General features: G+C 60.9%; 14 protein-coding genes, 5 tRNA genes and 1 pseudogene. 11 read left to right on the top strand and 9 right to left on the bottom strand.

The genetic code is table 11. The features are described from left to right. Positions 1 to 43: 43 nt before the first annotated feature. Complete coding sequence (locus SB756_RS18895; protein ID WP_410911389.1) at positions 44 to 811, bottom strand: DODA-type extradiol aromatic ring-opening family dioxygenase; 768 nt, start codon at positions 809 to 811, stop codon at positions 44 to 46. Positions 812 to 921: 110 nt separating this feature from the next. Here SB756_RS18895 and SB756_RS18890 point away from each other — a divergent pair, with 110 nt between their 5' ends. Further along, positions 922 to 1,572, top strand: a complete 651-nt coding sequence (locus SB756_RS18890; RefSeq protein ID WP_410911387.1) for a thiopurine S-methyltransferase — start codon at positions 922 to 924, stop codon at positions 1,570 to 1,572. A gap of 47 nt (positions 1,573 to 1,619) precedes the next feature. Here the strand turns inward: SB756_RS18890 and htpX are convergent, their stop codons facing one another. Both htpX and SB756_RS18880 read right to left on the bottom strand, forming a co-directional pair. Beyond that, entirely contained in the window at positions 1,620 to 2,507 is an 888-nt protein-coding gene (gene htpX / locus SB756_RS18885; protein WP_016500929.1) for a protease HtpX, read from the bottom strand. Between the two features lie 276 nt (positions 2,508 to 2,783). After that, positions 2,784 to 3,995: a pyridoxal phosphate-dependent aminotransferase gene (locus tag SB756_RS18880; protein WP_016485452.1), complete on the bottom strand. Its 1,212-nt coding sequence runs from the start codon at positions 3,993 to 3,995 to the stop codon at positions 2,784 to 2,786. A 168-nt stretch (positions 3,996 to 4,163) separates the two neighbouring features. Here SB756_RS18880 and msrB point away from each other — a divergent pair, with 168 nt between their 5' ends. Further along, positions 4,164 to 4,559, top strand: a complete 396-nt coding sequence (msrB, locus tag SB756_RS18875; RefSeq protein WP_019472410.1) for a peptide-methionine (R)-S-oxide reductase MsrB — start codon at positions 4,164 to 4,166, stop codon at positions 4,557 to 4,559. Positions 4,560 to 4,572: 13 nt separating this feature from the next. Further along, positions 4,573 to 5,061 (top strand): glutathione peroxidase, encoded by a 489-nt coding sequence (locus SB756_RS18870; protein WP_016500927.1) that lies wholly within the window; start codon positions 4,573 to 4,575, stop codon positions 5,059 to 5,061. Here SB756_RS18870 and SB756_RS18865 read toward each other — a convergent pair. Then, positions 5,051 to 7,409, bottom strand: a pseudogene (locus SB756_RS18865) (response regulator). The gene SB756_RS18870 and the pseudogene SB756_RS18865 overlap by 11 nt on opposite strands. Before the next feature lie 102 nt (positions 7,410 to 7,511). On the opposite strand from SB756_RS18865, the gene SB756_RS18860 reads away from it, so the two are divergent. Together SB756_RS18860 and SB756_RS18855 are read left to right on the top strand one after the other, a co-directional pair. Next, positions 7,512 to 8,399: an ATP-binding protein gene (locus SB756_RS18860; protein ID WP_341797923.1), complete on the top strand. Its 888-nt coding sequence runs from the start codon at positions 7,512 to 7,514 to the stop codon at positions 8,397 to 8,399. Beyond that, complete coding sequence (locus SB756_RS18855; RefSeq protein WP_341797924.1) at positions 8,400 to 8,882, top strand: GAF domain-containing protein; 483 nt, start codon at positions 8,400 to 8,402, stop codon at positions 8,880 to 8,882. It abuts the gene before it with no gap. A 158-nt stretch (positions 8,883 to 9,040) separates the two neighbouring features. On the opposite strand, the gene SB756_RS18850 is transcribed toward SB756_RS18855, so the two are convergent. Further along, positions 9,041 to 9,808 (bottom strand): hypothetical protein, encoded by a 768-nt coding sequence (locus SB756_RS18850; RefSeq protein WP_341797925.1) that lies wholly within the window; start codon positions 9,806 to 9,808, stop codon positions 9,041 to 9,043. A gap of 333 nt (positions 9,809 to 10,141) precedes the next feature. Here SB756_RS18850 and SB756_RS18845 point away from each other — a divergent pair. From SB756_RS18845 to SB756_RS18825, 5 genes are all read left to right on the top strand, one after another. Beyond that, positions 10,142 to 10,217, top strand: a tRNA-Glu gene (locus SB756_RS18845). Between the two features lie 2 nt (positions 10,218 to 10,219). Then, positions 10,220 to 10,295 (top strand) — tRNA-Gly (locus SB756_RS18840). Between the two features lie 92 nt (positions 10,296 to 10,387). Beyond that, positions 10,388 to 10,463 (top strand) — tRNA-Glu (locus SB756_RS18835). A gap of 3 nt (positions 10,464 to 10,466) precedes the next feature. Then, positions 10,467 to 10,542, top strand: a tRNA-Gly gene (locus tag SB756_RS18830). 85 nt (positions 10,543 to 10,627) lie between these two features. After that, a tRNA-Gly gene (locus SB756_RS18825) sits at positions 10,628 to 10,703 on the top strand. 167 nt (positions 10,704 to 10,870) lie between these two features. Here SB756_RS18825 and SB756_RS18820 read toward each other — a convergent pair. The 4 genes from SB756_RS18820 to SB756_RS18805 form a co-directional block, all read right to left on the bottom strand. Beyond that, positions 10,871 to 12,361, bottom strand: coding sequence for a hypothetical protein (locus SB756_RS18820; RefSeq protein ID WP_341797926.1), 1,491 nt, complete (start codon positions 12,359 to 12,361; stop codon positions 10,871 to 10,873). Positions 12,362 to 12,425: 64 nt separating this feature from the next. Next, the gene (locus SB756_RS18815; protein ID WP_410911384.1) at positions 12,426 to 14,618 is read right to left on the bottom strand and encodes an autotransporter outer membrane beta-barrel domain-containing protein; all 2,193 of its coding nucleotides are present in this window, start codon (positions 14,616 to 14,618) and stop codon (positions 12,426 to 12,428) included. A 188-nt stretch (positions 14,619 to 14,806) separates the two neighbouring features. After that, complete coding sequence (locus SB756_RS18810; protein ID WP_341797928.1) at positions 14,807 to 16,810, bottom strand: hypothetical protein; 2,004 nt, start codon at positions 16,808 to 16,810, stop codon at positions 14,807 to 14,809. Positions 16,811 to 16,889: 79 nt separating this feature from the next. Next, positions 16,890 to 22,007 carry an RHS repeat-associated core domain-containing protein gene (locus SB756_RS18805; protein WP_410911382.1) on the bottom strand — a complete coding sequence of 1,706 codons (5,118 nt, stop codon included), beginning with the start codon at positions 22,005 to 22,007 and terminating at the stop codon, positions 16,890 to 16,892. On the opposite strand from SB756_RS18805, the gene SB756_RS18800 reads away from it, so the two are divergent. After that, positions 22,000 to 23,805, top strand: a complete 1,806-nt coding sequence (locus tag SB756_RS18800; RefSeq protein WP_410911381.1) for a hypothetical protein — start codon at positions 22,000 to 22,002, stop codon at positions 23,803 to 23,805. The genes SB756_RS18805 and SB756_RS18800 overlap by 8 nt on opposite strands. Positions 23,806 to 23,839 lie beyond the last annotated feature (34 nt).

Genomic DNA, 23,839 nt, shown 5'->3' with positions numbered 1-23,839 from the left:
TGTGCAGGACCTGTGGGAGCGGGCAAGCCCGCGAAAAGGCCCTTCAGTCGAACTGATATATATCCATCCCCAGCGCCCCCAGGGTAAACCCCTGATGAACCACCCCAAACCTGCCCCCAGCCCCCAGGGCAAAGAACAGCGGCAGCAAATGCTCATCACTGGGGTGGTTACGCACGGCATGTGGCGCCTGCTTCCGGTAATCCAGCAATGCCGCCTGGTCATCTTCCTGCAGCCGCTCCACCACCCAATCCCTGAACGCCAGCGCCCACGGCTCGATCACATCCGGCCCTGCATGCCAGTCCAGTTCCCCAAGGTTATGGGTGATGCTGCCCGAACCTACCAGCAAGATGCCCTCGGCACGCAAGCTCGCCAGCGCCTGGCCCACCTTCACCTGCAGCGCCGGCCCCATGTGGCTGGGCAGGGAAACCTGCACAACGGGAATGCTTGCGTCCGGGTACATCAGCGACAGCGGTACCCAGGCGCCGTGGTCGAACGGTCGCTGAGCGTCCAGCCGGGCTGGCAGCCCCGCTGCCTTCAGCAACTCGCTGATCTGGCCTGCCAGGGCGGGCTCACCCGCCGCTGGGTACTGCACCGCGTACAAGGCCGGGGGAAAACCGTAGAAGTCGTGCCAGGTTTCTGGCTGTGCGCTGCTGGTCACCAGCAGCTCACGGCTCTCCCAGTGCGCCGACACCACCACGATGGCCTTGGGGCGTGGCAGGCTGTTGGCCAGCCCGGCCAAGGCCGGCCCGCTGGCACCGGGTTGCAGGGCGAGCATGGGGGAACCATGGGAGATGAACAGGCTGGGCAGCATGGCAAGGTCCTGAAGGTTAAGATGCACTCATCTTCGATCAGAAACTAATCGATAACCATCGCAAGTTTTACGCGATTTCTATCGGTTTACTCGATAAACAAGGAGCAACCATGGAGCCAGCGTTCTGGCACAAGCGGTGGGCCGACAACCAGATCGGCTTTCACCAGGGGCAGGTCAATTCGTACCTGCAGGCGCACTGGCCGGCACTGGGCCTGGCGCCTGGCAGCCGCGTGCTGGTGCCGCTGTGCGGCAAGAGCCTGGACTTGGCCTGGCTGGCCGGGCAGGGGTACCGCGTGTTGGGTGTGGAGCTGTCGCGGCGGGCGGTAGAGGATTTCTTCCGCGAGCACGGGCTTGAAGCCGAGGTGCAGCAGCGCGGGGACTTCGAAGTTTGGCGCAGTGGTGACGTGGAGCTGTGGTGTGGTGATTTCTTTGCGTTGCGTGCGCAGGATATCGGCGACTGCGTGGGGCTGTATGACCGGGCGGCGCTGATTGCGCTGCCGGCGCAAATGCGCGCGATGTACATGCAGGTGCTGACGGCTTTGCTGCCGGCGAATTGCCGGGGTTTGGTTGTGACCCTGGATTATGACCAGTCACTGCTGCCTGGGCCGCCGTTTTCAGTCGGGGACCCAGAGCTGCGGCAGGGGTTTGCAGGGTGGGAGCTGCATGAGCTGGAGGCGGTAGAGGTGATTCAGGAGAGCCCCAAGTTTGTGCAGGCCGGGGTTTCCAGCCTGTTGGAGCGGGTTTACCGGCTTGGCCGGTAATACGAAAAAGGGCGACCGAAGTCGCCCTTTCTGTATTACCCGATGGATCAACCGCGACGGCGCAGGGCCTCGATACGGTCTTCCAGTGGCGGGTGGCTCATCAGCAGCCCGGCCAGGCCGTGCTTGAGGCCACCGTTGATGCCAAAGGCCTTCATGGTGTCGGGCATGTGCACCGGCAGGCCTTGCTCCACACGCAGGCGCTGCAGCGCGCCGATCATGGCCGAGGTGCCGGCCAGCTGTGCACCGGCTTCGTCGGCGCGGTACTCGCGGCGGCGCGAGAACCACATCACGATCATGCTGGCCAGGATGCCCAGGATCAGCTCGGCAACGATGGTCGCCACGTAGTAGGCAATGCCCTGGCCCTCTTCGTTCTTGAAGATGACCTTGTCGACGAAGTTGCCGATGATGCGTGCGAAGAACATCACGAAGGTGTTCACCACGCCTTGCACCAGCGCCAGGGTGACCATGTCGCCGTTGGCTACGTGGCCGATCTCGTGGGCCAGCACTGCCCGCACTTCATCGGGCGAGAAGCGCTCCAGCAGGCCCTGGGACACGGCTACCAGCGCGTCGTTGCGGTTCCAGCCGGTGGCGAAGGCGTTGGCCTCGTACGCCGGGAAGATACCCACCTCGGGCATTTTGATGCCCGCTTCACGGGACAGCTCTTCGACCGTTTGCAGCAGCCACTGCTCGTGGCGGGTGCGCGGCTGGCTGATGATCTGGGTGCCGGTGGTCATCTTCGCCATCCACTTGGAGATGAACAGCGAGACGAGGGAGCCGGCAAAGCCGAACACGGCGCAGAACACCAGCAGGCTGCTGAGGTTCAGGTCGACCCCGTTGGCGGCCATGAACCCGTTGAAACCGAACAGGCTCAAGGTAATGCTTGCAACCAGCACCACCGCAAGGTTGGTGGCCACAAACAACAGAATGCGCATCATGGTTGTTACGTTCTCCTGACGGATGAATTGTCGCTGACTGCGGGGTATATAAGGGGCCTGTCGCGTGGATTCAATCGTGCGACTATTTCAAACTGTGTACGGCGGAGTATGGCAGAGGATGGCGCGGGGGCAGTGGGATAGAGCATTGCAGGATGTAAGAAACACCCTGTGGGATTGCAAGGGGCTGCTGTGCAGCCCATTCGCAGCGCAAGGCTGCTCCTACAGGAGAACGCGTACACCTGTAGGAGCAGCCTTGTGCTGCGAAGAGGCCATCATTTACTGCGAATAAGTCCGCAGGAAATTGCCGATCCGGCCAATCGCCGCTTCCAGGTCATCCACCCGCGGCAAGGTCACCACGCGGAAGTGGTCCGGCCACGGCCAGTTGAACGCCGTACCTTGTACGATCAGCAGCTTTTCCGACAGCAGCAGGTCAAGGGCGAACTTTTCGTCGTTGAGAATCGGGCACACCTTCGGGTCGATCCGGGGGAACGCATACAGCGCACCCATCGGCTTCACACAGCTTACGCCCGGGATGTCGTTGAGCAGCTCGTAGGTACGGTTGCGTTGCTCAAGCAGGCGGCCTGGCGGCAGCACCAGGTCGTTGATGCTCTGGTAGCCGCCCAGTGCGGTCTGGATGGCATGCTGGGCCGGCACGTTGGCGCACAGGCGCATGTTGGCCAGCATGTCGATGCCTTCGATGTAGCTTAGCGCGTGGTGCTTGGGCCCGGAGATGATCAGCCAGCCGGAACGGAAGCCCGCCACCCGATACGACTTGGACAGGCCGTTGAAGGTCAGGCACAGCAGGTCGGGGGCCAGCGAGGCGGTGCTGATGTGCACGGCTTCGTCGTACAGGATCTTGTCGTAGATCTCGTCGGAGAACACCACCAGGTTGTGCTGGCGGGCCAGCTCCAGCATGCCCAGCAGCAGCTCCCTGGAGTACACCGCGCCGGTCGGGTTGTTCGGGTTGATGATCACCAGGGCCTTGGTGTTCGGGGTGATCTTGGCCTTGATGTCTTCAAGGTCGGGGAACCAGTCGGCCTGTTCATCGCACAGGTAGTGCACCGGCTTGCCGCCAGCCAGGCTCACTGCGGCAGTCCACAGCGGGTAGTCGGGGGCCGGGATCAGCACTTCGTCGCCGTTGTTCAGCAGCGCCTGCATCGACATGACGATCAGCTCGGACACACCGTTACCGAGGTAGATGTCCTCGATGGTGACGCCTTCGATTTCCTTTTGCTGGCAGTACTGCATCACCGCCTTGCGTGCGCTGAACAGGCCTTTGGAGTCGCTGTAGCCCTGGGCGGTAGGCAGGTTGCGGATCACATCCTGGAGGATTTCATCAGGCGCCTCGAAGCCAAACGGCGCCGGGTTGCCGATGTTCAGCTTGAGGATGCGGTGGCCTTCCTCTTCCAGGCGCTTGGCGTGCTTGAGCACTGGGCCGCGAATGTCGTAGCAGACATTGGCGAGCTTGTTCGATTTGCTGAACTGCATGATGGGATCCCGATATGAGAAAACGCGCTACGCCCCGCCGAAAGGTTTGAAACGGCAGGAAGCGGGTGCCAGACTGAACGCCTGGCACACGAAGCCAACTAATATACGTGCCACCCGCGCCCCGGAAAAGACGGTGCGGGGTGAAATTCAGCCTGCCGAGGTTTCCACATGCAAAAGATCGAGAAAACCCTGGAACAATGGCGGTCGATGCTCGACCCCGAGCAGTACCAGGTATGCCGCCTCAAAGGCACTGAGCGGCCGTTCAGCGGCAAGTACAACAGCGAGCGCCGCGACGGTATCTACCACTGCATCTGTTGCAGCGCGAAACTGTTCGATGCGCAGACCAAGTTCGATTCCGGCTGCGGCTGGCCGAGCTTCTACGCGCCAATCGAAGACAGCGCGATGATCGAGATCCGTGACACCTCCCACGGCATGATCCGCACCGAAGTCACCTGCGCCCGCTGCGACGCGCACCTGGGCCACGTGTTCCCCGATGGCCCGCCACCAACTGGCCTGCGCTACTGTATCAACTCGGTGTGCATCGACTTGCGCCCGCGTGACTGACCGGAGCCCGAACATGGCTGGATCGATGCTGGACATCCCCTGCGTGACCCTGGGCGGCGAGCACAAGAAGCTCGGCGACTTCCCGGGCAAGGCGTTGCTGGTGGTCAATACCGCCAGCCAGTGCGGCTTTACCCCGCAGTACAAGGGCCTGGAACAACTGTGGCAGGCCTACCACGAACGTGGCCTGGTGGTGCTGGGCTTCCCGTGCAACCAGTTCGGCAAGCAGGAACCGGGCGATGCGCGAGACATTGCGCAGTTCTGCGAGCGCAACTTCGGCGTGAGCTTCCCGCTGTTTCGCAAGGTCGAGGTCAACGGCCCGGGCGCCCACCCGCTGTTCGTCGAGCTCAAGCAGCGCGCACCGGGCATTCTGGGCAGCCAGAAGATCAAGTGGAATTTCACCAAGTTTCTGGTCGACCCGGCCAGCGGCCAGGTGACGCGTTATGCCCCCACTACCAAGCCACAGGCCCTGGAAGCAGACATCGAGCGCCTGCTCAGCCGTTGAGCGGCACCCAGTGCTCGACCAGCGCCAGTAGCTCTTCGCGGCGGAACGGCTTGGCCAGGTAGTCGTTCATGCCCGCAGCCCGGCAGCGTTCGCGCTCCTCGGGCATGGCATTGGCGGTGAGCGCGACAATCGGCAGGTCGGGCCAGCGGCCGCTCTGGCGGATGCGCCGGCTGGCCTCGTAACCGTCCATCACCGGCATGTTGCAGTCCATCAGCACCAGGTCGAAGTCGTCCAGTTCCAGCAGCTCCAGGGCCTCGGCGCCCTGGGTGGCCAGTTGCACCTGGCAGCCGAGCTTGGCCAGCATGCCCTTGGCCACCAGCTGGTTCACCGGGTTGTCTTCCACCAGCAGAATCCGCGCACGGCCTGCCTCCAGGGTGATGGCCGGACTGGCCAGCGGGTGTTCGGGGTCGAAGCCTTGCAGGGTGCGGCGCAGGGTCTGGTACAGGGCGTTGCGCGCCAGCGGCCGGGCCAGTTGATGGAGCGGGGCGAGGGCGGCCGATTGCTCGCTGGGCAGGAAGTTACCGTAAGCGGTCACCAGCAGGATGGGGGTTTTCAGCGTTAGGCGCAGGTCGAACAGGCGGTCGACATCGTCGGTAATCAGCAGGTCCATCGCCGTGGCGTCCAGCGTCGCGCTGCTGTCATGCCGCTGGTAGGCCAGGCCCCAGGTGGGCAGCAGGCCCTGCAACAGTTCGTTAAGCCCGCTGCCTGCAGCGCTCAGGGCGGCTACGCGCCCGTGCAGCGGTACCGGGGCGATGGCTTCGGTGTGCTCGGCCAGCGGTAGTTCGGCGCTGAAACAGCTGCCAAACCCCGCTTCGGAGCGAATGCGCAAATGGCCTTGCATGGCCTTGCACAGGTTGCGCGTCAGGGCCAGGCCCAGGCCCGTGCCGCCGTACTGGCGGGTGATGCCGGCGCCGGCCTGGGTGAATGGCTGGAAGATCCGCGCCTGGGCCTCTTCGGGTATGCCGATGCCGGTGTCGCGCACCTCCAGGCGCACGCCGCCGACGATGCTCACCAGGCGCACATCGACACGGCCAAAGCGGGTGAACTTCAACGCGTTGGACAGCAGGTTGCTGACGATCTGCCGCACCCGCGTGGGGTCACCAAGCACACTGCTGGGGAAGTCACGGGCAATCAGGCAGGTCAGTTCCACGCTCTGTGCGGTGTTCTGCGACAGCAGGTTGGCGGTGTCTTCCACCATCGAACCCATGTCGAACGGGATGCGTTCCAGCTCCAGCTGGCCCGCATCGAACTTGGACAGGTCGAGGATATCGTTCAGCAGCTCCACCAGCACCTTGCCCGAGTCGTGGGCAATCGCCAGTTGCTGGCGCTGCTCGCTGGGCAGCGGGCTGTCCAGGGCCAGTGCGATCATGCCGAGCATGCCGTTGAGCGGGGTGCGGATTTCGTGACTCATGTTGGCCAAAAAGGCAGCACGCGCCTGGGCCATGTCCAGTGCGCGGCGGCGCGCTTGTTCCAGCTCCTGGTTGGACAGGCTCAGGCTGCTGTTGCTGGCCTTCAGTTCGTTGGTGCGTGCCGAGACGATGTCTTCCAGTTCGTTCAGGTACTGGGTAAGGCGGTTTTCGGCGGTACGCCGCTGCTCGATCTCGGTGGCCATGCTGACGAACTGCTGGTTGGCGACTTTCACCAGCACGCCGATTTCGTCGTTTTCGTGGCCGTGTGGGCAGTCCAGGCGGGTTTGCCGGGGTTTGCGCGGGTCGCTGCCGCTGAGCGCGCCGATCACCGTGACCAGCGGTTTGGTCAGCATCATGTAGAACAGCGCCAGCAGGATGCCAGTCAGCACCAGGCTGCGGGCAAAACCGTTCAGCAGGGTGATGCCGGCGCGGTCGAGAAAGCGGCTGCCGAAGGCAAAGGTGTCGACGTCCAGGTACAGCGTGCCCAGGTATTCCTCCGGCATGTGCGTCAGGTACAGGCGTGCCTTGAACTGACGCTGCTCACCAAACAGGAAGTCGCTCAGCGGCCGGTAGCGGTCCTGCAGCCTGGGCCGCTCGACATCGGCCAGCACTGTTTCGTTGTTGTCGATCAGCCGTGCACGGATGACGGCCGGCGACTGCAACAGGCCGCGGGTCAGCTCCAGCGCCAGCTCCGAGTCGATGTTGTAGGCGATGCGCGAGGCCGGGTTGTGGCTGATTTGCAGCAACGCGTTCACTTCACGGTTGATGGACGCGTCTTCGCTGGCATAATCGATGCCGATCTGGATGAGACTGAGCAATGTTCCCAGGATGAAGCCGACCAGGACTGTCAGCCGGGCTTGCTTGTATGACAGGCGATTGGTGAACTTGATATCCATGAGTCCCGAGCCGGTTTTCACGTTCCTTGCGCTGCGCAAGCATAGCCGAATAGCCCCGGCTGCTGGCGGGTCTGTCTGTTCATTTCAGTTGATCTCCAAGCGGGGACCGCTCTGCGCCCCAAAACTGAAATTGTTAGGAGTCGTCATGGACGCTCGCTTGATTGCTTTTCTGGACCGCGCCGAATCGGTACTGGCGCGCCTTGAGCCCTTGTTGCCCGCACAACGCCCGAACATCGACTGGGGCACCACCTTGGCCGCCCGCTGGCAGCGCGATGGCCGCAGCGGCTACCTGCTGCCGCTGGAAGTCAGCCTGGACATCCGCCTGAGCGACCTGATAGGCGTCGACAAACAGCGCGACCAGCTGGGCCGCAACACCCACCAGTTCATCAACGGCCTGCCAGCCAACCACGCGCTGCTGTGGGGCTCGCGCGGTACCGGCAAGTCGTCGCTGGTGCGCGCCTTGCTCGCCGAACATGCCAGCGCCGGCCTGCGCCTGATCGAAATCGAACGTGACCACCTGGCCGACCTGCCGCGGGTGGTCGAGCAGCTGCAGAAGCTGCCGCAACGCTTCATCCTGTTCTGCGACGACCTGTCGTTCGAAGCCGGGGAGGGCGATTACCGGGTGCTCAAGAGTGTGCTTGACGGCTCGCTGGAGCAGGCCCCGGACAACGTGCTGCTGTACGCCACCTCCAACCGCCGCCACCTGGTGCCCGAGAAGGAAAGCGACAACGAGAACTGGAAGCGTGTGGACGGCGAACTGCACCCCAGCGAAGCGGTGGAGGACAAGATTGCCCTGTCGGACCGTTTTGGCCTGTGGCTGTCGTTCTACCCGTTTACCCAGGACCACTTCCTGAATGTGGTTGAGCACTGGATCGGCCAGTTGGCAAAACCTGCCGGCCTTGCCTGGCAGCGCTCCGAAGAACTCGACATCCTCGCCGTGCGCTGGGCCACCGGCCGCGGTAACCGTAATGGCCGTTGTGCCTATCAGTTCGCCCGCTACTGGGTCGGGCTGCAATTGCTGGAGCAAAAGTAAATGATCGACCTCAATGCCAGTGGCGCAGGCCTGGACGGCTACAACCTGCTGGCGGCGCAAGTGCAGGCGCTGTTTGCCGACGAGCGTGATTTCATCGCCAACGCCGCGCAGTTTTCGGCGTTTCTGTACAACCAGGTGGACGACCTGAACTGGGCGGGGTTCTACCTCAACCGCAACGAAGAGCTGGTGCTGGGCCCGTTCCAGGGCCAGGTGGCGTGTGTTCGCATTCCGTTCAGTAAAGGTGTGTGCGGGGCCGCGGCGGCAACGCGGCAGACCCAGCGGGTAGAAGATGTACATGCATTCCCGGGCCACATTGCCTGTGACAGTGCCTCCAACAGCGAGCTGGTGATCCCGTTGGTGAAGGAGGGCAGGCTGATTGGTGTGCTGGACCTGGATAGCCCCAAGGTTGGGCGGTTCAGCGAGGCGGACCAGGTGGGGCTGGAGCGCTTGGCGGCGGTCTTCCTTGAGCTGACCGACTGCTGACTACTGTTCGAAGGCTTGCGCTATCCCTGTAGGAGCGGCCTTGTGCCGCGATGGGCCGCAAAGCGGCCCCGGCGATATCGGCGTTGGTGCATAAATGTGGGGCCGCTTTGCGGCCCATCGCGGCACAAGGCCGCTCCTACAAGGGCGCGGCGCAGGGCTTAGTCGTAGATCACCTTCTTCTTCCAGGTCTCTTCCTCATCGGTCTTGAGCCCGTCGGTCAATTCGTTGTGCTCGTCCTCCGCCGGTGCCATGCGGTCCAGCACCTGGGCATTGGCCCGGGCCAGCAACTTCTCCAGGTACGTCAGCTGCTCTTCATACACCTTGGGCTCGGGCTGCTTGCGCAGGTATTGCACGCCGCGCTCGAATGCCAGGCGCGCCTGGCCCGGCTGGTTCTTCTGCAGGGCCTGCTGGCCGAGGTTGTTGAAGAACTCGATATGCAGCAACACCAGTATGTGGCGGATTTCCTTGACCCAGTGCTTGGCCTCGGGCGTGGGCAGGAAGCCTTCCTGGGCCGCACGGGTTACCTGGTTGTGCATGGCTTCCAGCAAGAACCGTACGTCCTTGGCCTTGACCTCGGTGTGGATCGGGTTGGGCGGGTTGTTCACCGGGATCTTGTCGCCCAGGGCTATCAGCCCCTCCAGCTCGGCAATGCGCGCCTTGAGTTCGGCATTGTGCTTGTCCACCGCCAGCTGGCGCTGATTAAGGTTCAGTTCCAGGCGGGTCAGCAGCAGTTTAAGGGCCGGGGTCATGAACTGGCCGGGGAAGGTCTCGGTGATTTCGCCACAGCGGCGCAGGCGGTCGGCCAGTTCGACCCTCGTCCGGACGCGTTCGATCTTGCCGTTCTCGACCACATTGTTTAGGTAGCCGATCACGATCAGCAACGCGATGCCTGCCACGATGAGCAGTGTGATCAGAAGTGGTGTCACCGTTAATGCCTCATGAATAGGTTTGCATTATTGAGTGTAGGAGCGAGCTTGCTCGCGAGAGGCCCCGACAGCCATTCTCTTTTTCTATCGGCAAACTGTGCCATAACTGGATGCTGGCACATTAATGCTGACTTGACGCCAGAAAATCAACGGCAACCCCCCGGAGGCTTGCCGAAACAGCGCTGGGTGTACCCGGAAGTCATTGATTTAAATAAATTTCTACAAAGGGGTTGACGCCTTCCCGAACCATCCATAGAATGCGCGCCACTTGCAGCGTAAAGCACACAGCGAAACGCAGCAGGGAGTGAAAGCAGGCAGTAATGCCAGCAGCGTGTCCCCTTCGTCTAGTGGCCTAGGACACCGCCCTTTCACGGCGGTAACAGGGGTTCGAGTCCCCTAGGGGACGCCAATGCGGGAATAGCTCAGTTGGTAGAGCACGACCTTGCCAAGGTCGGGGTCGCGAGTTCGAGTCTCGTTTCCCGCTCCAGTTTCTCCGGCACTGCTTAACGGCGGGGCAGGAAAAGAAAATCCAGGCTGAATCGTGAGGTTCATGTTCTGGTGCACTGAAAAGTGTTGTGTGTCCCCTTCGTCTAGTGGCCTAGGACACCGCCCTTTCACGGCGGTAACAGGGGTTCGAGTCCCCTAGGGGACGCCAAATGCGGGAATAGCTCAGTTGGTAGAGCACGACCTTGCCAAGGTCGGGGTCGCGAGTTCGAGTCTCGTTTCCCGCTCCAGTTTAAATACTGTGGCGTCTATGCGGTGCAGTGGTGGTGAAGGTCGTCAAGGCGCTTCACGCCGAAAGCGGTAAAGTTTCACAATGCGGGAATAGCTCAGTTGGTAGAGCACGACCTTGCCAAGGTCGGGGTCGCGAGTTCGAGTCTCGTTTCCCGCTCCAAAATCAAGATTTACAGCCTTCCACGGAAGTCTGTAGATCCTCGAAAATAGACGCTTCGGCGTCTTTTTTCGTTTCGGTCAAAGCCATCGGGATCCATGGTCATCCCGACATTTGGCTTCAACTGCAAAAAACGCCACTCTTTCGGGTGGCGTTTTTTTTGCATCGGGCTACGGCTTGTCTTCCAGTTGGGCTGCCGCATCGGGAAATTTCAACCAGCTCAGCTTATCGTCGAACGACACTTCAACCGACACCCGGAACTGATAGTTGATTGCCAGCCTCAACAGCTCGGTTTTCGTGACGGTACCCAGCACCATTACGTCCGTTTCGCTGGGTACAGGCAGCGCGGTGGCAATCGGCAGCCTGATTTCCCGAGTGACGTTGCCGCTTTCCACCCCGTCGATCCAGGCGTTGACGAATTGCGACGTATGCCGGAACGGCCAGCTTTCCAGGGTAAAGGTCGTGCTTTCGCCCAGTGTGCGCAGGTTCAGTGCGCGGTTGTGAATATCGCTGCACTGTACGATTGGCAGTCCTTCGATTTTCCGCACCGTGACATAGTGCGAAAGCGAGGGGGGCACGTCAGGCTTGTCGATTTGGTAATACAGTTCCACCCGGTCGTTCATGTGCGGCGGCACATATTGGCTGGGGATCAGGTATTCAAGTGCGCCTGGCGATATGGGCGTGTTGGTGGAGTAACCGCCGAGCGTCCCGGGTTGGCCCCAGAATACGGTGACAGTCTCATTCGGCCGGATTTCTGCCCCGTCGGGTATGACGAATGTGACGCCGTCGGATGCATTGCCAGGTTCCAGCGTGCTGGAGAATTCGCTGCCCTTCGCCTCCTTGATGTGTGGCGGTGGCAATTCGCGTGGTGCCAGGGAAAGGTCGGACTCCAACGCGACCGCTAGCGCACGCTGGGGCTGTGTGCCAGCGCGGTCCTGCACTTCATAACGCACGTAACGCGTGCCGTTGCCGGACTGGCGAATGAAAGCGCCCGGGAAGGTCAGCTCGAGCGGTTTGCTGGTGCCTAGCGGGCCCAGTGTTTCGATGTGCTCCTGAGTCAGTGTCATCATGTCGACCATTTCCTGCCCGGCGCCGTTTTCGCTGTAAAACCACTTCACGACATCGCCTGGCTCCGCACCAATGAACGAGGGGACTGTGCAGACGAGCTTGTCGCCGTTGGCCGCGAGGTAGTCCTCGGTGACACCTTCGCGAATAACGTAGTCGGGAAGCATCAATCGATCATCCGCGGGGAGCAGCGGCGGGGTCTTGTCGATGTAGATATCCAGTGGCCGTGAAGGCACATGGGTATCGTTGTGCAGCGTGACTGCGTAGTGCAGGCGGTGCGTGCCTTCAATAAGCCTGTCGACCGGTACCAAAATGAACAGCTCTTCAGGTTCGATAGGCTTGCTGAAGGTCTTCTTGTCGACCAGTACTTCATTCCAGTAGAGGAAAAGGTATTCCTCATCTATTTCCGGGTGCGAATTTGCCCACGGGTGAAACTCTACCCGCAGGGGGGAATAGGTTGCCCGGAACTCGACCGTGTTGGGTTTCCCCCCTTCAACATCGGGCACCACGCTTGGTACGGTTGGGGGGACAAGAGGGGCCGAGTCCAGTTCAGGGGTGGGAGTTCTGCGGTTACCGGAGCGCTTGTTCTGCGTCATCGTCCATCTCCATGTGTCACGCATGAATGCAAAAGGGAAGGCGCATTGGCCTTCCCACGTTTTTTCACCAGTTGTAACGGGCGCCGACGCTCACGCCCCATGGCTGTTCAAGCTTGCTGCCATGGCTGTAATCGAAGTCGGCGTGGGCCTGCCATTTTTCGCCCCAGGCGACCGCCACCCCTGCACCGATTTCAGCACGCGAACCGGCCAGGTTGCTGCTGAAGCGGTTGTCGTTGACTTTCACCTGGTTGTCGTTGACGAACTCATGAACTGCTGCCACCCGCAGGTAGGGTTGCACGCTACGGCCTGTGCCCGCACTGAAGGTGCGCCCGACCGAAGTGCCCACTTTGCCCAGCAGCGAGTGGGTACTGGTGCTGTTGGCGCGCATGCCGTTGTCCAGGCTGTAGTCCTTGCCCTGGACCACGAGCCCGGACAGTTGAGCGAACGGTTCGAGGAACCAGTCGTCGGCCAGGTTCAGATGACGTCCCACCTCCAGCGAAACGCCAGCACCCAGGTTGCTGTAGTCACCCTTGGCCTTGCTGCCGTCACTCAGGCGCACGTCGGCCCGGTTGTGGAAACGGTTGATGCGCGCCACGGTGTCGATGTAATAGCCGCTTTCGGGATCGAGCCAAGTGGCGTAGGCGCCGGCATGGTAGCTGTCGACGCTGGCCGAAGAGCCGCGGGCGAGGTTCAGGTCGGAATTGCTGTAGCCGGCCGTGATCCCGACCAGCCAGTTGCCGTCGCCAGCTGCCAGGGGCGCATCTGCGCCGATCGACAGGCCTTGTTGCTGTTGCTGGTACGCCGCGCCAGACGTCGCCGAGACATTGAATTGGTTACCGTAGCTGCGTACCCAGCCACCGGCTTTGCCAGGGTTGCGGCGCACGTCGCCCATGCGGCTACGCAGCACGCCGAGCTCGCCGTACCAGATGGTCGGCACGACGTTGGCCAAGGCCATCACTGTTTGTGTCCCGGGGCTGACCGTACGGGTGGTCGCGTCCAGGTACCAGTCGTTGTCGCTGCGTTGCACCAGGTCGTAGGAATAGGCGCCCAGGTCCACAGAGCCACCTAGCAGCGAGAATTGTGAATCGCCAGCAGCGGTATGCACCACATGCAGGCTGTTGTCTGTCAGCGGATCGTTGCCGCTGGCGCTGATCAGCAACTGGTGGTTGCCGCTGGCGGTGCCCGTCACGTCGAGGAAGTCCGACTGCGAGGTGCTGAAATCGGCCTCCATGATGAAGGTGCCGTTGCCGGTGAGGTTTTCCACGGAAAGGGTAAAGAATTCGCCCGGCCCGCCGAAGCGCACGGCACCGTTATCCAGTGACAGGTCGGTCACCTGGCTGTTGTCGACCAGGGCCCATTCGCCACCGCTGTTGATTTCCAGGCTTGCAACGTTGTCCAGCCGGCCTTTGAGGGTGGCGAAGTTTTCCAGCAGCACGTTGGCGGTGCCGCCGCTGGCGGCGACGATATCGCCGACCAGGTGGCTGTTGTTGACCCGCAGGTTGGCGGCAGCATCCTCCGCCACCTGCAGCAGCACGCCGTTGCCACCACTGAGGCTGGCACCGTTGATAACGTCGATCTGCGCCGATGCTGCAAAGCCGGCCCCTCGGCCGACGGCAATCGCTGGCCCGTTGCGTCCCTCGATCAGGCTGTTGTCGACCACCAGCGTAGAGCCGCGGCCGTCGTCCTCAAGAATGCGCGCGCCATAATTGCCGCCGCTGATGGTGCTGCCGTCCCTGGCAATCAGGGTGCCGGCAACCAGTCGTGCGCCCTCGCTGCTGGCGCCCGTGCCGCGTAGTTCGCTGCGCTGCAGTTCGGCAGAACTGGCATTGATGGTCGCGCCTTGTACGCCGCCTTCGATCACGCTGTCGTTGATCGAGGCGCGCGAGCCGTTGCCCGCCCCTGCAGCACTCAGCGCCAGGCCACGGGCGTCACTGCGGATGGTCGAGCGGTGTACGGTGGCACTGGCACCATTGAGCGCCAGGCCATTGCCATTCGATTCAGCGGTGACCTGGCTATCCGACAGGTTCACGGTGGCGCCCGCCTGGCCGGCGATCTGCAACGTCGTCGCCCCGGTGGCTGTCAGAATGGCCGGGCCGATCACCCGGTAGCTGTCGAGTGTGCTGCCGGCATCCAGCTGAGTATCGGCATCTATGAGGGTTTCTGCCCAGCAGGCACTGGCGAAAAACAACGGGCCTGCCAGCACGAGATGAGCGGGTGTTGAACAGTGGCGAAGGGTGTGAAAAAGGCGGCTCGGCATTCAGGGAAAACCTCGAAGTGAACAAATTTTTGTAAGACCGTTCTGCTTTTCGTTGGAGAACAATCCGCATACCGCGAGGCTAAGCGCGTTAAATCGCAAAAAATGTAAGGAAATTCCTACTCCTCAACGGAAAATTCCTATAAGTGGATCGGCAGCGGACGATTGCCAAAGCCGCTGCCGAGGCTTGCTCAAGGTTGGCTTACGTCACACGAGCCCCCGGTACCCTGATCGGCGACGCTGATCTTGTTGGCCGTGGTATTGGAGGTAATGGGTGGCTGCGTGTTGAGGACGTAGCTCACCTCGGCCCGCCCGCCGGACGGCGCGGCGTCATAGATGGGCTTGATGTGCTGATCGTACGGCTCGACTCGCGTGACGAAGCCGTTCGCGATCTGCTCGGCGTTCAAGGTCACAGTCCAGGTTTTCTCAACGCCATCGATCAGGTTGCCATCCACAATTTGGTCATACACCACCCAGTTCAGTGTCATGGTGGTGTTTGGTGGCACATTGAAGCGGCTGCAGGGCGGTACCTGCACCCTGATCGCCGGGGCGGCGGAGGGGTCATCAGGGTCCCAGAGGGATCGGCAACTCAGCCAGAGCCGGTCCGTTAAACCCAGGAACTCGAGATCGTCGGCCGTCATGTCGATGGCCGATACCTCTACGAACTGTGGAAGCGACTCCTGTTCATTGAGCGCGTTTTCGTCGCCCTTCACGGTGTAATGCACAGGCAGCGCCAGCTGGTTACCAGCAGCCTCGATATAGCTCCACGGAATCGTGACGGACTTGTCGGCACCGGGTGCCTCATTGACAACCCAGCTTGTCACGTGCGTGCCGTCCCAGTAGAAGTCCACTACCTGGGGGGCTGCGGCGCCCTCGAATACCCTGAAGGTCAGCGTGGCGTCTTTGCCGCGGTCGGCCGGGGGAATGAGGTTCGTATCGCCGCTGAAACTGGTGATTGTGGGGGCGAGCATCTTGTCGTTGACCGGGTCCGGCCAGTCGGGGTCGGGGTCAGGGCGTTCCGGGCCAGCAACGGAAAAGTCGACAGCGAAGTTATCGGCCGCCGGTCCATAGGCGGCGTGGCCACGCAGCACCTGGTAGCTGACAGGGGTCGCTACCTCCCCGGAAGCCTTGCCGTATTCGTTTCGCAAGATATCGCTGGGTACGGATATCGATATAGGGAATGAGCGTGAGCCCACCTGTTCGGCGATCAGGGGCGTCGTGCCCCACTTGATCGCGATCTTGTCCTCTTTGCGGGAATTGGTGTAAGCCTGTATTTCTACCTGCACACCCGCCTGTGCATCTTTCAGGCTCAGTACGCCGTCATCTACCGCTAGCGGCACCTCTGGTGGCAGCAGGTCTTTGGGCTCTGGTGTGAGCACCACATCGACCGTCGCCGGCAGCCGGATGCGACTGCGGTTCTGGGCTTTATCGAACAGGTAGTAGACGATGTAGAACCTGCCATCACCCAGGCTGCGTACCACATCTGCCGGAATGGTTATCTTGCGGTCGTCTGTGACGGTGCCATCAACGACAGGGTTATCGTAGTCCGCATTTTCTTCAGGCCATTCCTTCAGATAGAACGCCTGGTATTTATCTTTGGATGTACGGTCCGGGTACTCGGGTATACCCAGTTCAATGCCGGCCTGGTGGTTGGTCAGGTAGGCTTCGTTGATGATGTCCGTGGGCGCGGTCAGCCGGGGAGCGGGCTCATCCCCCCAGGGCGGAACACTGTCACAGATCAGCTCGATGGGGTGCGAAACATATGGGTCGCTCTTGTGGTCGACCAGTTCGTAGCGAATCCACAGTTTGCCATTGCGTGGAATGGACGCTTGGGGAAAAGCCAGTGCTAACGGAAAGTCTCCTGGCACGAGGGGCGGGAGGAACTTCTTGACAGGGCCAATGGCCCTGAAGGTGTTTTCGGCGCCAGTCAAGGTGAACTGCAGTTGTAACGTCGAGTAGTCATTTGGATCACTGCCCGGTGGCAGGTCAGACCATGCGGGGATCTCGACGGTCAGGTCGGTTTTCAAGCGGTCTTTGTGCAGCGTGCCATCGTCACTGTCGATGATGCCTTGGACATTGGGGGCGGTCACCGGTAACGGCGCTGTCTTGTCAGGGGCATCTTGCAAGTTCAGATACTTGCGCCGGGCTTTGGTGGTGCGGTCATGTTGCTGCGTGCTGAACGTTAGTGGTTTCATTGTTGTCTCCAACAAATATGACTACATGAGGTGTTGAACTGCAGCGACGGGTTTCGTGTTCGTGGCTTCGGGTTGTTATTCAGTGTCTGATATCAGTGGTGGATGGTAAATATATTTTGCGTCGCAGCCTTATTTGATTGACTGATTTTGTGAAGTGCCAGCTTTTTTCAGTTGGAGTGATGAGGGTTTCTGGTCTGGAGAAGTTATTGATTGATTTTACTTGGTGGAGGGTTCTTCCGCTATTTTGAAAAGTTTCAAATGCATGGTCGAGTGTATAACTTCCACTGCGTGTAAATAAATTTGCCAGCTTTGGCACTTGTGAAGCCAACTGCATCGCGCCCACCGCAAGCCCTAAAATAGCTGCCGAGTAATTCAGGATTGTCCCAATATTATTCCGCGTTTCATGTCCCGAAAGTATCGCTTCCGTTTGTAGCGTCGTACCGGCGACTGACAACGCGGCTGTAGCCACCGTGGCCGCCAACTTGATGCCGGCGGCGAGCGATACGCTGGCAATTGCCCCGACACCTGCCGAAAGTGCCGCACCCGCGCCACTGATGCCGCCACCGGCGGCTGACCAGGCAGCCGCGATTGCCGGCGCAGCTACGCCACCTGTCACCACGACGGCGGCCACGGAGGCAACTGCGGCGAAGAGTATGCCCAGGCCCATCCCGATCCAGCCGATCGCACCTAAGGCCATGCCCCGCGAGATGCTGTAGCTATTCAGATCTGCCAGCGATCGGCTCTGCCCGCTATAGCCGATGCTGTAGTGCCCGGTCGGGTCGCGGAAGGTTATCGGGTTGCCTTGGCAATAGCCGTAGTAGTTCAGCCCCCCCGCGCCGAAGGGGCTGAGTGCGTCGGGGCTGTGAAAGCGCATCAGCACCGGGTTGTAGGCGCGGTAGCCACTACCGAGCAGGTACCAGCCGCTGTCGGGATCGAGCGCTTCGCCGTTGTAGCCCAGGGTGCCGAGCAGTGGATCGTCGGCGTGCCGTTCGCCATAGGCGGTATAACGGACGGCGCGCGTGCTGCCGGCCTGGCTCTCGGCGATCACGCTGTGGCTGGCACTGGTGTGCAGCAGCAGGGGCGATTGCGCACCACTGCCTTTCTGCTGCTGGCCCAGCGCTTGCTCGTCATGATGCAGGTACAGGGTTTGCAGGCTGTCACGCACGGCCATGCGCAAACGCTGGCCGTCATGCAGCAGCAGCGTGCGCTCGCCGGCCTCGGGCCTGCTGACCAGCAAGCCGCCTGCGTCGTAGCCATAGGTGTCCGGGGCGCCGCTGTCGTTAAGGCCCAGCAACCGGTTCTGGCTGTCGTAGCGAATCGGCCGGGCTCGCTCGTCTCGGGTCAGGTTGCCATTGGCATCGTAGTTGAACTCAGGATTGGGCTCGGTGCGCGGCGGTGTGTACTCGATACCCTGCAGCTGGCAGGGGTCTCGTTCGGCATGAATGAACTTGGCGCGTTCAGCGGCCGGCCCACCTGTGAAGGAAGTGACGGTCAACTCGATGTTATTGTAGGCATCGAAGTTGAAGACCTGCATGGCGATGCTGCGGCCCAGCGCATCGCGAGGTTGGTCCGGCCCTGTGCAGTTGTACATGTTCAGGCGTGCATGGCTGTCGTAACCGAACTTTTCGACCAGTTGCGATACTCCGCCGACCTGCAGGGTGCGGCTGAGCAGGAGGTCATCCTTGTCCCAGACGGTTTGTTGTGTGCGTTCTGGCTGCCCGGGCTGACGCCAGGTGCGTTTGACCTCACGGTCCTGGTCGTCGTACTCAATCTCGGTTTCCAGGGCCTGTGCGCTGGCTCGGTCATGGCTTGTGATGAATTTGATACGGCCCAGGTCATCGTATATGAACTCGGCCTGCAGCTGCCCCTGAAGGGTTGAGATCAGGCGGCCCTGGGTGTTGTATTCGTGGGTGGTGTCTTCACCGTAGGGTTCGTGGGTGTTCTTCAGACGATCCTGCAAGGTGCTGCTATGAATGCGGCTCCAGGTCTTGCCGTCGCGCTTGTCCTCCCAGTGTTCGGCGGTCAGCTGGTTGGCTTTGTTGTATTCGAAGCGCCGCGCGCATTGCCGGTTGTCGTCGCTCAGCAATCGGGCGCTGACAGGGTCGTAGGCGAAGCTGGCGTGGTCCTCGGGTGCGGTGTTGCTGATCGGCTCATTGGTCAGCTGCAGGTTGTAGTCCAGCTCGATGGTCTCGCCAGCGGGGTTGATGCGTTGGCGCGGTATCGATTCACCGTCGCGGAACAGGAAGTACTCCGTCCGGTCACCGGTGGTGGTACCTATCAGGCGGTCCAGGCCGTCGAAGTACTGCGCGCCGATCTGGCGGGCGGGCAACTGCACATTCGCCGGGGTCACCACCAGGCGGGTCGGCAGGTCTTCGGCAGAGTGTTCGGCGTAGGTGCGGGTGAGCAGGGTTTTATTCGGTTGCTCGGTCGTGAGCATCCGGCCCCAGGCGTCGTAGCTGAATGCAGTGGTGTGGTTTCGCTCATCCGTTTCGGTGAGCGTGCGTCCGAGGCCGTCATAGCTGTAGCGACGTTCGCCAATCAGCTCCCCCAACGCATCCAGGCGCTTGCGCAGCACCGGCTTGTTGAACAGGTTGAGCCAGGTCTCGGTCTTGCCGCTGATGGCCCGTGCCTGGTGGGTGAATCGGATGTTCCTGCCGTTGCGGTTCTGCACCTGGGGCCGTGATCTCTCTTTCCCGGCTACGCGCCAGCTGTAGCGAATGGCGCCCTGGTGATTGGCGTCGCCGATCGGGTCCAGTACGTTGTGCTGCTCCACGTCGTCCGGGCCGATGGTGCAGCATTGCTCACCCCAGTCGTCGTACCGCGTTTTTGTTACCAGGTGCAGGTACTGCTGGGCTTCCAGCCAGTCGGTAACGCTTTCCTTCACCCGATTGCCGTAGGCATCGTACTGGATGGCCAGGATTTCGTAGAAAGCGCCCGGCCTCGCCTCGAGCACGTTGTCACGGCTCTCCCGGGTCGGCCGTCCGAGGCCGTCCAGCTCGGTTTCGGTGGTGATGCCGCGAGCGTTGGTGACTCGGGCGCGGGCAATATCGACATCGCTGGCACAGAGTTCGTAATCGTAGCGTTTTTTGGCCTCGAACAGTGTCTCTGGCGATACCCTTTCCTCGGTGACTCGGCGCAGGGCGTCGTACGCCCATTGTGTGTGAACCCCGTTCTCGTTGAGTTCGTAGAGCTTCTCGCCATGCAGCAGCGAGCGCCGTTGAACGGTGGATCGTTGCGCGCCGTCGTAACCAAAGAGGGTCTTGCGGGTTTCCAGTACCTGATGGCCGCCCAGAGGGTCTAGCAGTGAATTGAACTGGTACTGGGTGGTGGTTTCCAGCTTGTTGCGTTTGACCACCTCCTGATAACGACGGCCATGCCGCAGGCTGGACTTGGGCGCGTCGAGGTAATAGTAAATTTTCTCTTCCAGGGGGTGCGCCGGATCGTGCGCCTGCGTCAGGGTTTCACTGTGCTCGACAATCATCGGGTTGAGGGTGATGGCGTTGCCTGCCAGTGGCGCCAGCGCCTTGTAGCGGTAGTGCTGAGTGAGAACAGGGGCTTGCCCCCGGCCGCTGCTCGCCGGGGTGGTGGTTTTGCTCTTCAGGTGACGAACGAAACCATTGGCATCACCGGGGTAGCCATCTTCCGCTTGCGTGCCATACCACTCTTGGGTCTCGGTCACGCCGTTGGCAAGTTTGCGCCAGATGATGTTGCCCGATGAATCGTAGGTGGTTTCGACGGTTTCAAGGCGGCTGCGCGTGATGTTGTCCGCCAGCGACCAGCGTGTCTGTTCCCTGATCGGCATTTGCAGGGTCGACGCCTGTAGAGCGAAGGGGGCGTCCTTGATGTTGTACTGCTTGGTGACTTCATGTACGCAGTTGTTCTGCACGGTTCTGGTCGAGGTCAGCAGATGGAAGCGGTTGAAGGTGCGGGTGATGTCGCGCAGTGCCGTTCCGTCCTTGTCGCGCAAGGTTTCGACCGTTTGATACTCAAAGTCATACCGTTTCGAATCGTACAAGTTGTCCAGCCCGTTGTCAGACCAACCGATCCCGGCGCCGTAACCCAGAAAGTTGTTTGAGCCCGGGTAGGTATAGGTTCGCTGGAACGCAGGTTGGCCACCGCGCGGTTCGATGACGTGCCGGGTCACCCGCGGCAGGGCTGTTGGCCGAGCGTTACCGGGGAACAGATGGCCACGGTCCTCGTAATAGAGATATTCACGGGCACCGGTAGGTGGCTCGACCTTGCTCACGCACAACAGCCCGTTCACCAGGCGGTATTCCAGGCGCCAACTGGCCAGCTCACGGGTTGGCAGAACGATCGATGTGACCCAGTCAGTATTGATCAGGTTCATCGTATAAAGGGCAACGGGCTGGCCGTTGTCGCCCTTATAAGGGCGCTCGCGCAATTCGATGCGGCCATCGTCGCGTTCGATTTCCAGCAGGATCTCCTTACGCTCGTCGCTGATCGAGCAGAGCATCATGTAAGACGGGTTGAACGGTTTGTATTCGAGGTCGATCCTGTGCCCCGTGGCCGCGTATATCTCCACCGGCAGGGCGATACGCCCGTTCGCGCTGCCCATTTCTTCGAGGATTTCCACCAGGCCTGAACGGTGCACCACGCGATAGCGCGCGTTGCCGCCTGGCCCGGCAGGTTCGCGGTAGAAGTGAAAGTGCGCCAGCCGTTGCTCCTGCATTAGCAAGCGTGAACCCGAACTACCGGTCACTTTGAATGATTCACCGCTGTACGTGGTGATGACCTGTGTATGTGGTGCGAACTGCGTCAGTGACAGATTCCATCCCCGCCCCCAACCCGAATCAATCGTATTGAGCGGGTTGAAGTTTAGGCTGAGTTCAAGCTCGGGGCCGGAGAAATAATTGGCGCCCAACTCGGGAAGTTTGATGGACAGTGTGTATTGTCCGGTGCGGCTATCGACACCGCTCTCCATGAAGCTCATGAAGTTAAGGGCGTTGGAATGCAGTGAAGATTCCGTACTCATAATGAACGTTCTCACTCTGCTTGTCAGGGGGGCGGGCGCTGTAAGACAGGGGTTGCGCGTGCCGAATACGTGTCGACAGTAGTGGAAGTTTCGTGTGTTGACACCTATCAGTTTTGCCAGGTGTTCAGGTTCAGGGGCGGTGTTATATCTATGCCAAGTCTCGAACCGGACATGTGCAAGGCGGAGATATTCATACATGGACATGCCAGACGTTTCACACCTTAACGAACGTATGAACTCTGTCGACCTGGACGCGCTTGGCACCGCTGATCTGATGAGTTGGATTAGCTATCCCGGCATTGCCGAGCACGACCTGGTATCTATCAACTGGCGGGGGTGCAAGGCCGACAACAGTGCCGAGGACCTCTTTGTTGAACGCGAAGTATTGAGCCTGGATGCCGGCCGCGGGGTGATCCTGATCGATAACGCACTCGTCACTGCCTTGCGCGGTGGCCAAGTGTTCTATTCGTTCACGCGTCTGGACAACGCCGGCGATCCTGTGGGGCCTGAGTCCAAGCGTCGTTTCTTCTTCGTTGACCGGCCCGCTGAAGGCATATGGGCTTTGCCGGTTGCCCACTTGCAAGATGCCCATGAGGGGGTGATCGACGTCAACCTGCTCAATCCCGAAGGCATATTGCTGGCAACAGCGCCCTATGCCGCCATGGCCGAAGGTGACAAGGTTTTCCTGAGTTGGGAGCCCTGGTTCAACGAGTCCTTGCCAGGTGAGCTGTTCGAGCAAGTACTGGAAGTGCAGGAGTCTGATCCTGGCCGACCACTGCTGTGGCACCTGGAGCTCGGCGTGGTCTTCATGTATCTCGGCGGGTTCGCCTTTTTGCACTATCGCATCGAATTCGCCGATGGCACCAGCAGCCGGTCGCCAGTGCAGCGCTTCGACATCGTTTCGCCCGCCGCCAGCGACCCACCGCCGGCACCTTTGCTGGCGGCGCCACGTATCCCCGGGGCGACGGATGGCGCGCTGGATCCTGATGACGAAACCTATCGCACCGGCCTTCTGGTGGAGGTGGATCCCTATCCGGAGCTGGAATTGGGCGATTCACTGGTGCTCTATACCGTAGGGCCGGAGGTGACGCTGCGCAGCCTGCGTGTGGATGCGACTTCGGTGGACAGCAAACGCTTGACCTTCCACCTGGAGCGGGAGTGGCTGCAGAGCGAGGTCAACCGCGGCAAGCGGTTCGCGTTCAGCTATGAGTTTTCGCGTCAGGGTGTGCAGATGCGCTCCCAAGTGCTGCATCTGGTCTTGCAGCGCAAGCTTTACCTGCCTTTACCGAATATCCCGGACGCCACGCAGGAGGACGGTGACGCGCCGTACCAGGGCGTGGTCCATCCGAGCAAGCTGGAGTCTGGCGCCACCGTGCGAATCCCGGATAAGGCCGAGCTGGGTGATGGCGAGGAGCCGGCGCTGACCGTCAACCTGCATTGGGAAGGGCACGGCAGCACGGGGGCGGCCATCATTCCCCGGCCGTCCACTGGTGACACACGCCTGTTCACCGTGCCGCGGTCGGCCATGGCCGCCAATCTGGGTAGACGTCTGTGGGTGTACTACACCGTCACCCGCACCGGCGAACCGCCACGCACATCAGAAAAGTTCGAGCTGCGGGTAAGCGATTTCGATCAGCGCAAATACTCGATACTTCAGGTCAAAGGTGCCGAGAACCGGGAATTGAAACTGCACGAAGTTCCAGTGGGTGGTGCTTTGTGCACGCTGCCTTTTTGGCCGTTCATGGCAGAAGGGCAATTGCTGGGTATCGAGGCGCTAGGCCGTTCGCCATCTGACCAGGATGTCACGCATATTCTGCGTCCCCCCACCGAGGCGGTGACATACGACGAATATTCTGATGGCGTTATTGAAGCCTACCTGCCCAAACAGTTTCTCGAAAAACTGGAATTTGGCAAAGATTTCAGGTTGAGCGTATCTGCAAGTTTCGATGACGGCGAAACCTGGCGGGCATTTCCAATCGTTGATATTAAGCTGTTCCCTTAAGCAGACGCGCCTGCGTGTGTGTAAATGTGAGGTG

This window comes from Pseudomonas sp. SIMBA_068, assembly GCF_046534705.1.
GTDB lineage: Bacteria > Pseudomonadota > Gammaproteobacteria > Pseudomonadales > Pseudomonadaceae > Aquipseudomonas > Aquipseudomonas putida.
Note: the sequence above shows the minus strand (reverse complement) of the source record. Positions and strands in the feature narration are given on the sequence as shown.

Excerpts from the sequence above, each read along its gene's own strand:
- SB756_RS18855 (WP_341797924.1), top strand. The coding sequence starts at position 8,400 with ATGATCGACCTCAATGCCAGTGGCGCAGGCCTGGACGGCTACAACCTG.
- msrB (WP_019472410.1), top strand. The coding sequence starts at position 4,164 with ATGCAAAAGATCGAGAAAACCCTGGAACAATGGCGGTCGATGCTCGAC.
- SB756_RS18895 (WP_410911389.1), bottom strand. The coding sequence starts at position 811 with ATGCTGCCCAGCCTGTTCATCTCCCATGGTTCCCCCATGCTCGCCCTG.
- SB756_RS18860 (WP_341797923.1), top strand. The coding sequence starts at position 7,512 with ATGGACGCTCGCTTGATTGCTTTTCTGGACCGCGCCGAATCGGTACTG.
- SB756_RS18880 (WP_016485452.1), bottom strand. The coding sequence starts at position 3,995 with ATGCAGTTCAGCAAATCGAACAAGCTCGCCAATGTCTGCTACGACATT.
- htpX (WP_016500929.1), bottom strand. The coding sequence starts at position 2,507 with ATGATGCGCATTCTGTTGTTTGTGGCCACCAACCTTGCGGTGGTGCTG.
- SB756_RS18810 (WP_341797928.1), bottom strand. The coding sequence starts at position 16,810 with ATGAAACCACTAACGTTCAGCACGCAGCAACATGACCGCACCACCAAA.
- SB756_RS18805 (WP_410911382.1), bottom strand. The coding sequence starts at position 22,007 with ATGTCCATGTATGAATATCTCCGCCTTGCACATGTCCGGTTCGAGACT.
- SB756_RS18815 (WP_410911384.1), bottom strand. The coding sequence starts at position 14,618 with ATGCCGAGCCGCCTTTTTCACACCCTTCGCCACTGTTCAACACCCGCT.
- SB756_RS18870 (WP_016500927.1), top strand. The coding sequence starts at position 4,573 with ATGGCTGGATCGATGCTGGACATCCCCTGCGTGACCCTGGGCGGCGAG.
- SB756_RS18820 (WP_341797926.1), bottom strand. The coding sequence starts at position 12,361 with ATGACGCAGAACAAGCGCTCCGGTAACCGCAGAACTCCCACCCCTGAA.
- SB756_RS18890 (WP_410911387.1), top strand. The coding sequence starts at position 922 with ATGGAGCCAGCGTTCTGGCACAAGCGGTGGGCCGACAACCAGATCGGC.
- SB756_RS18800 (WP_410911381.1), top strand. The coding sequence starts at position 22,000 with ATGGACATGCCAGACGTTTCACACCTTAACGAACGTATGAACTCTGTC.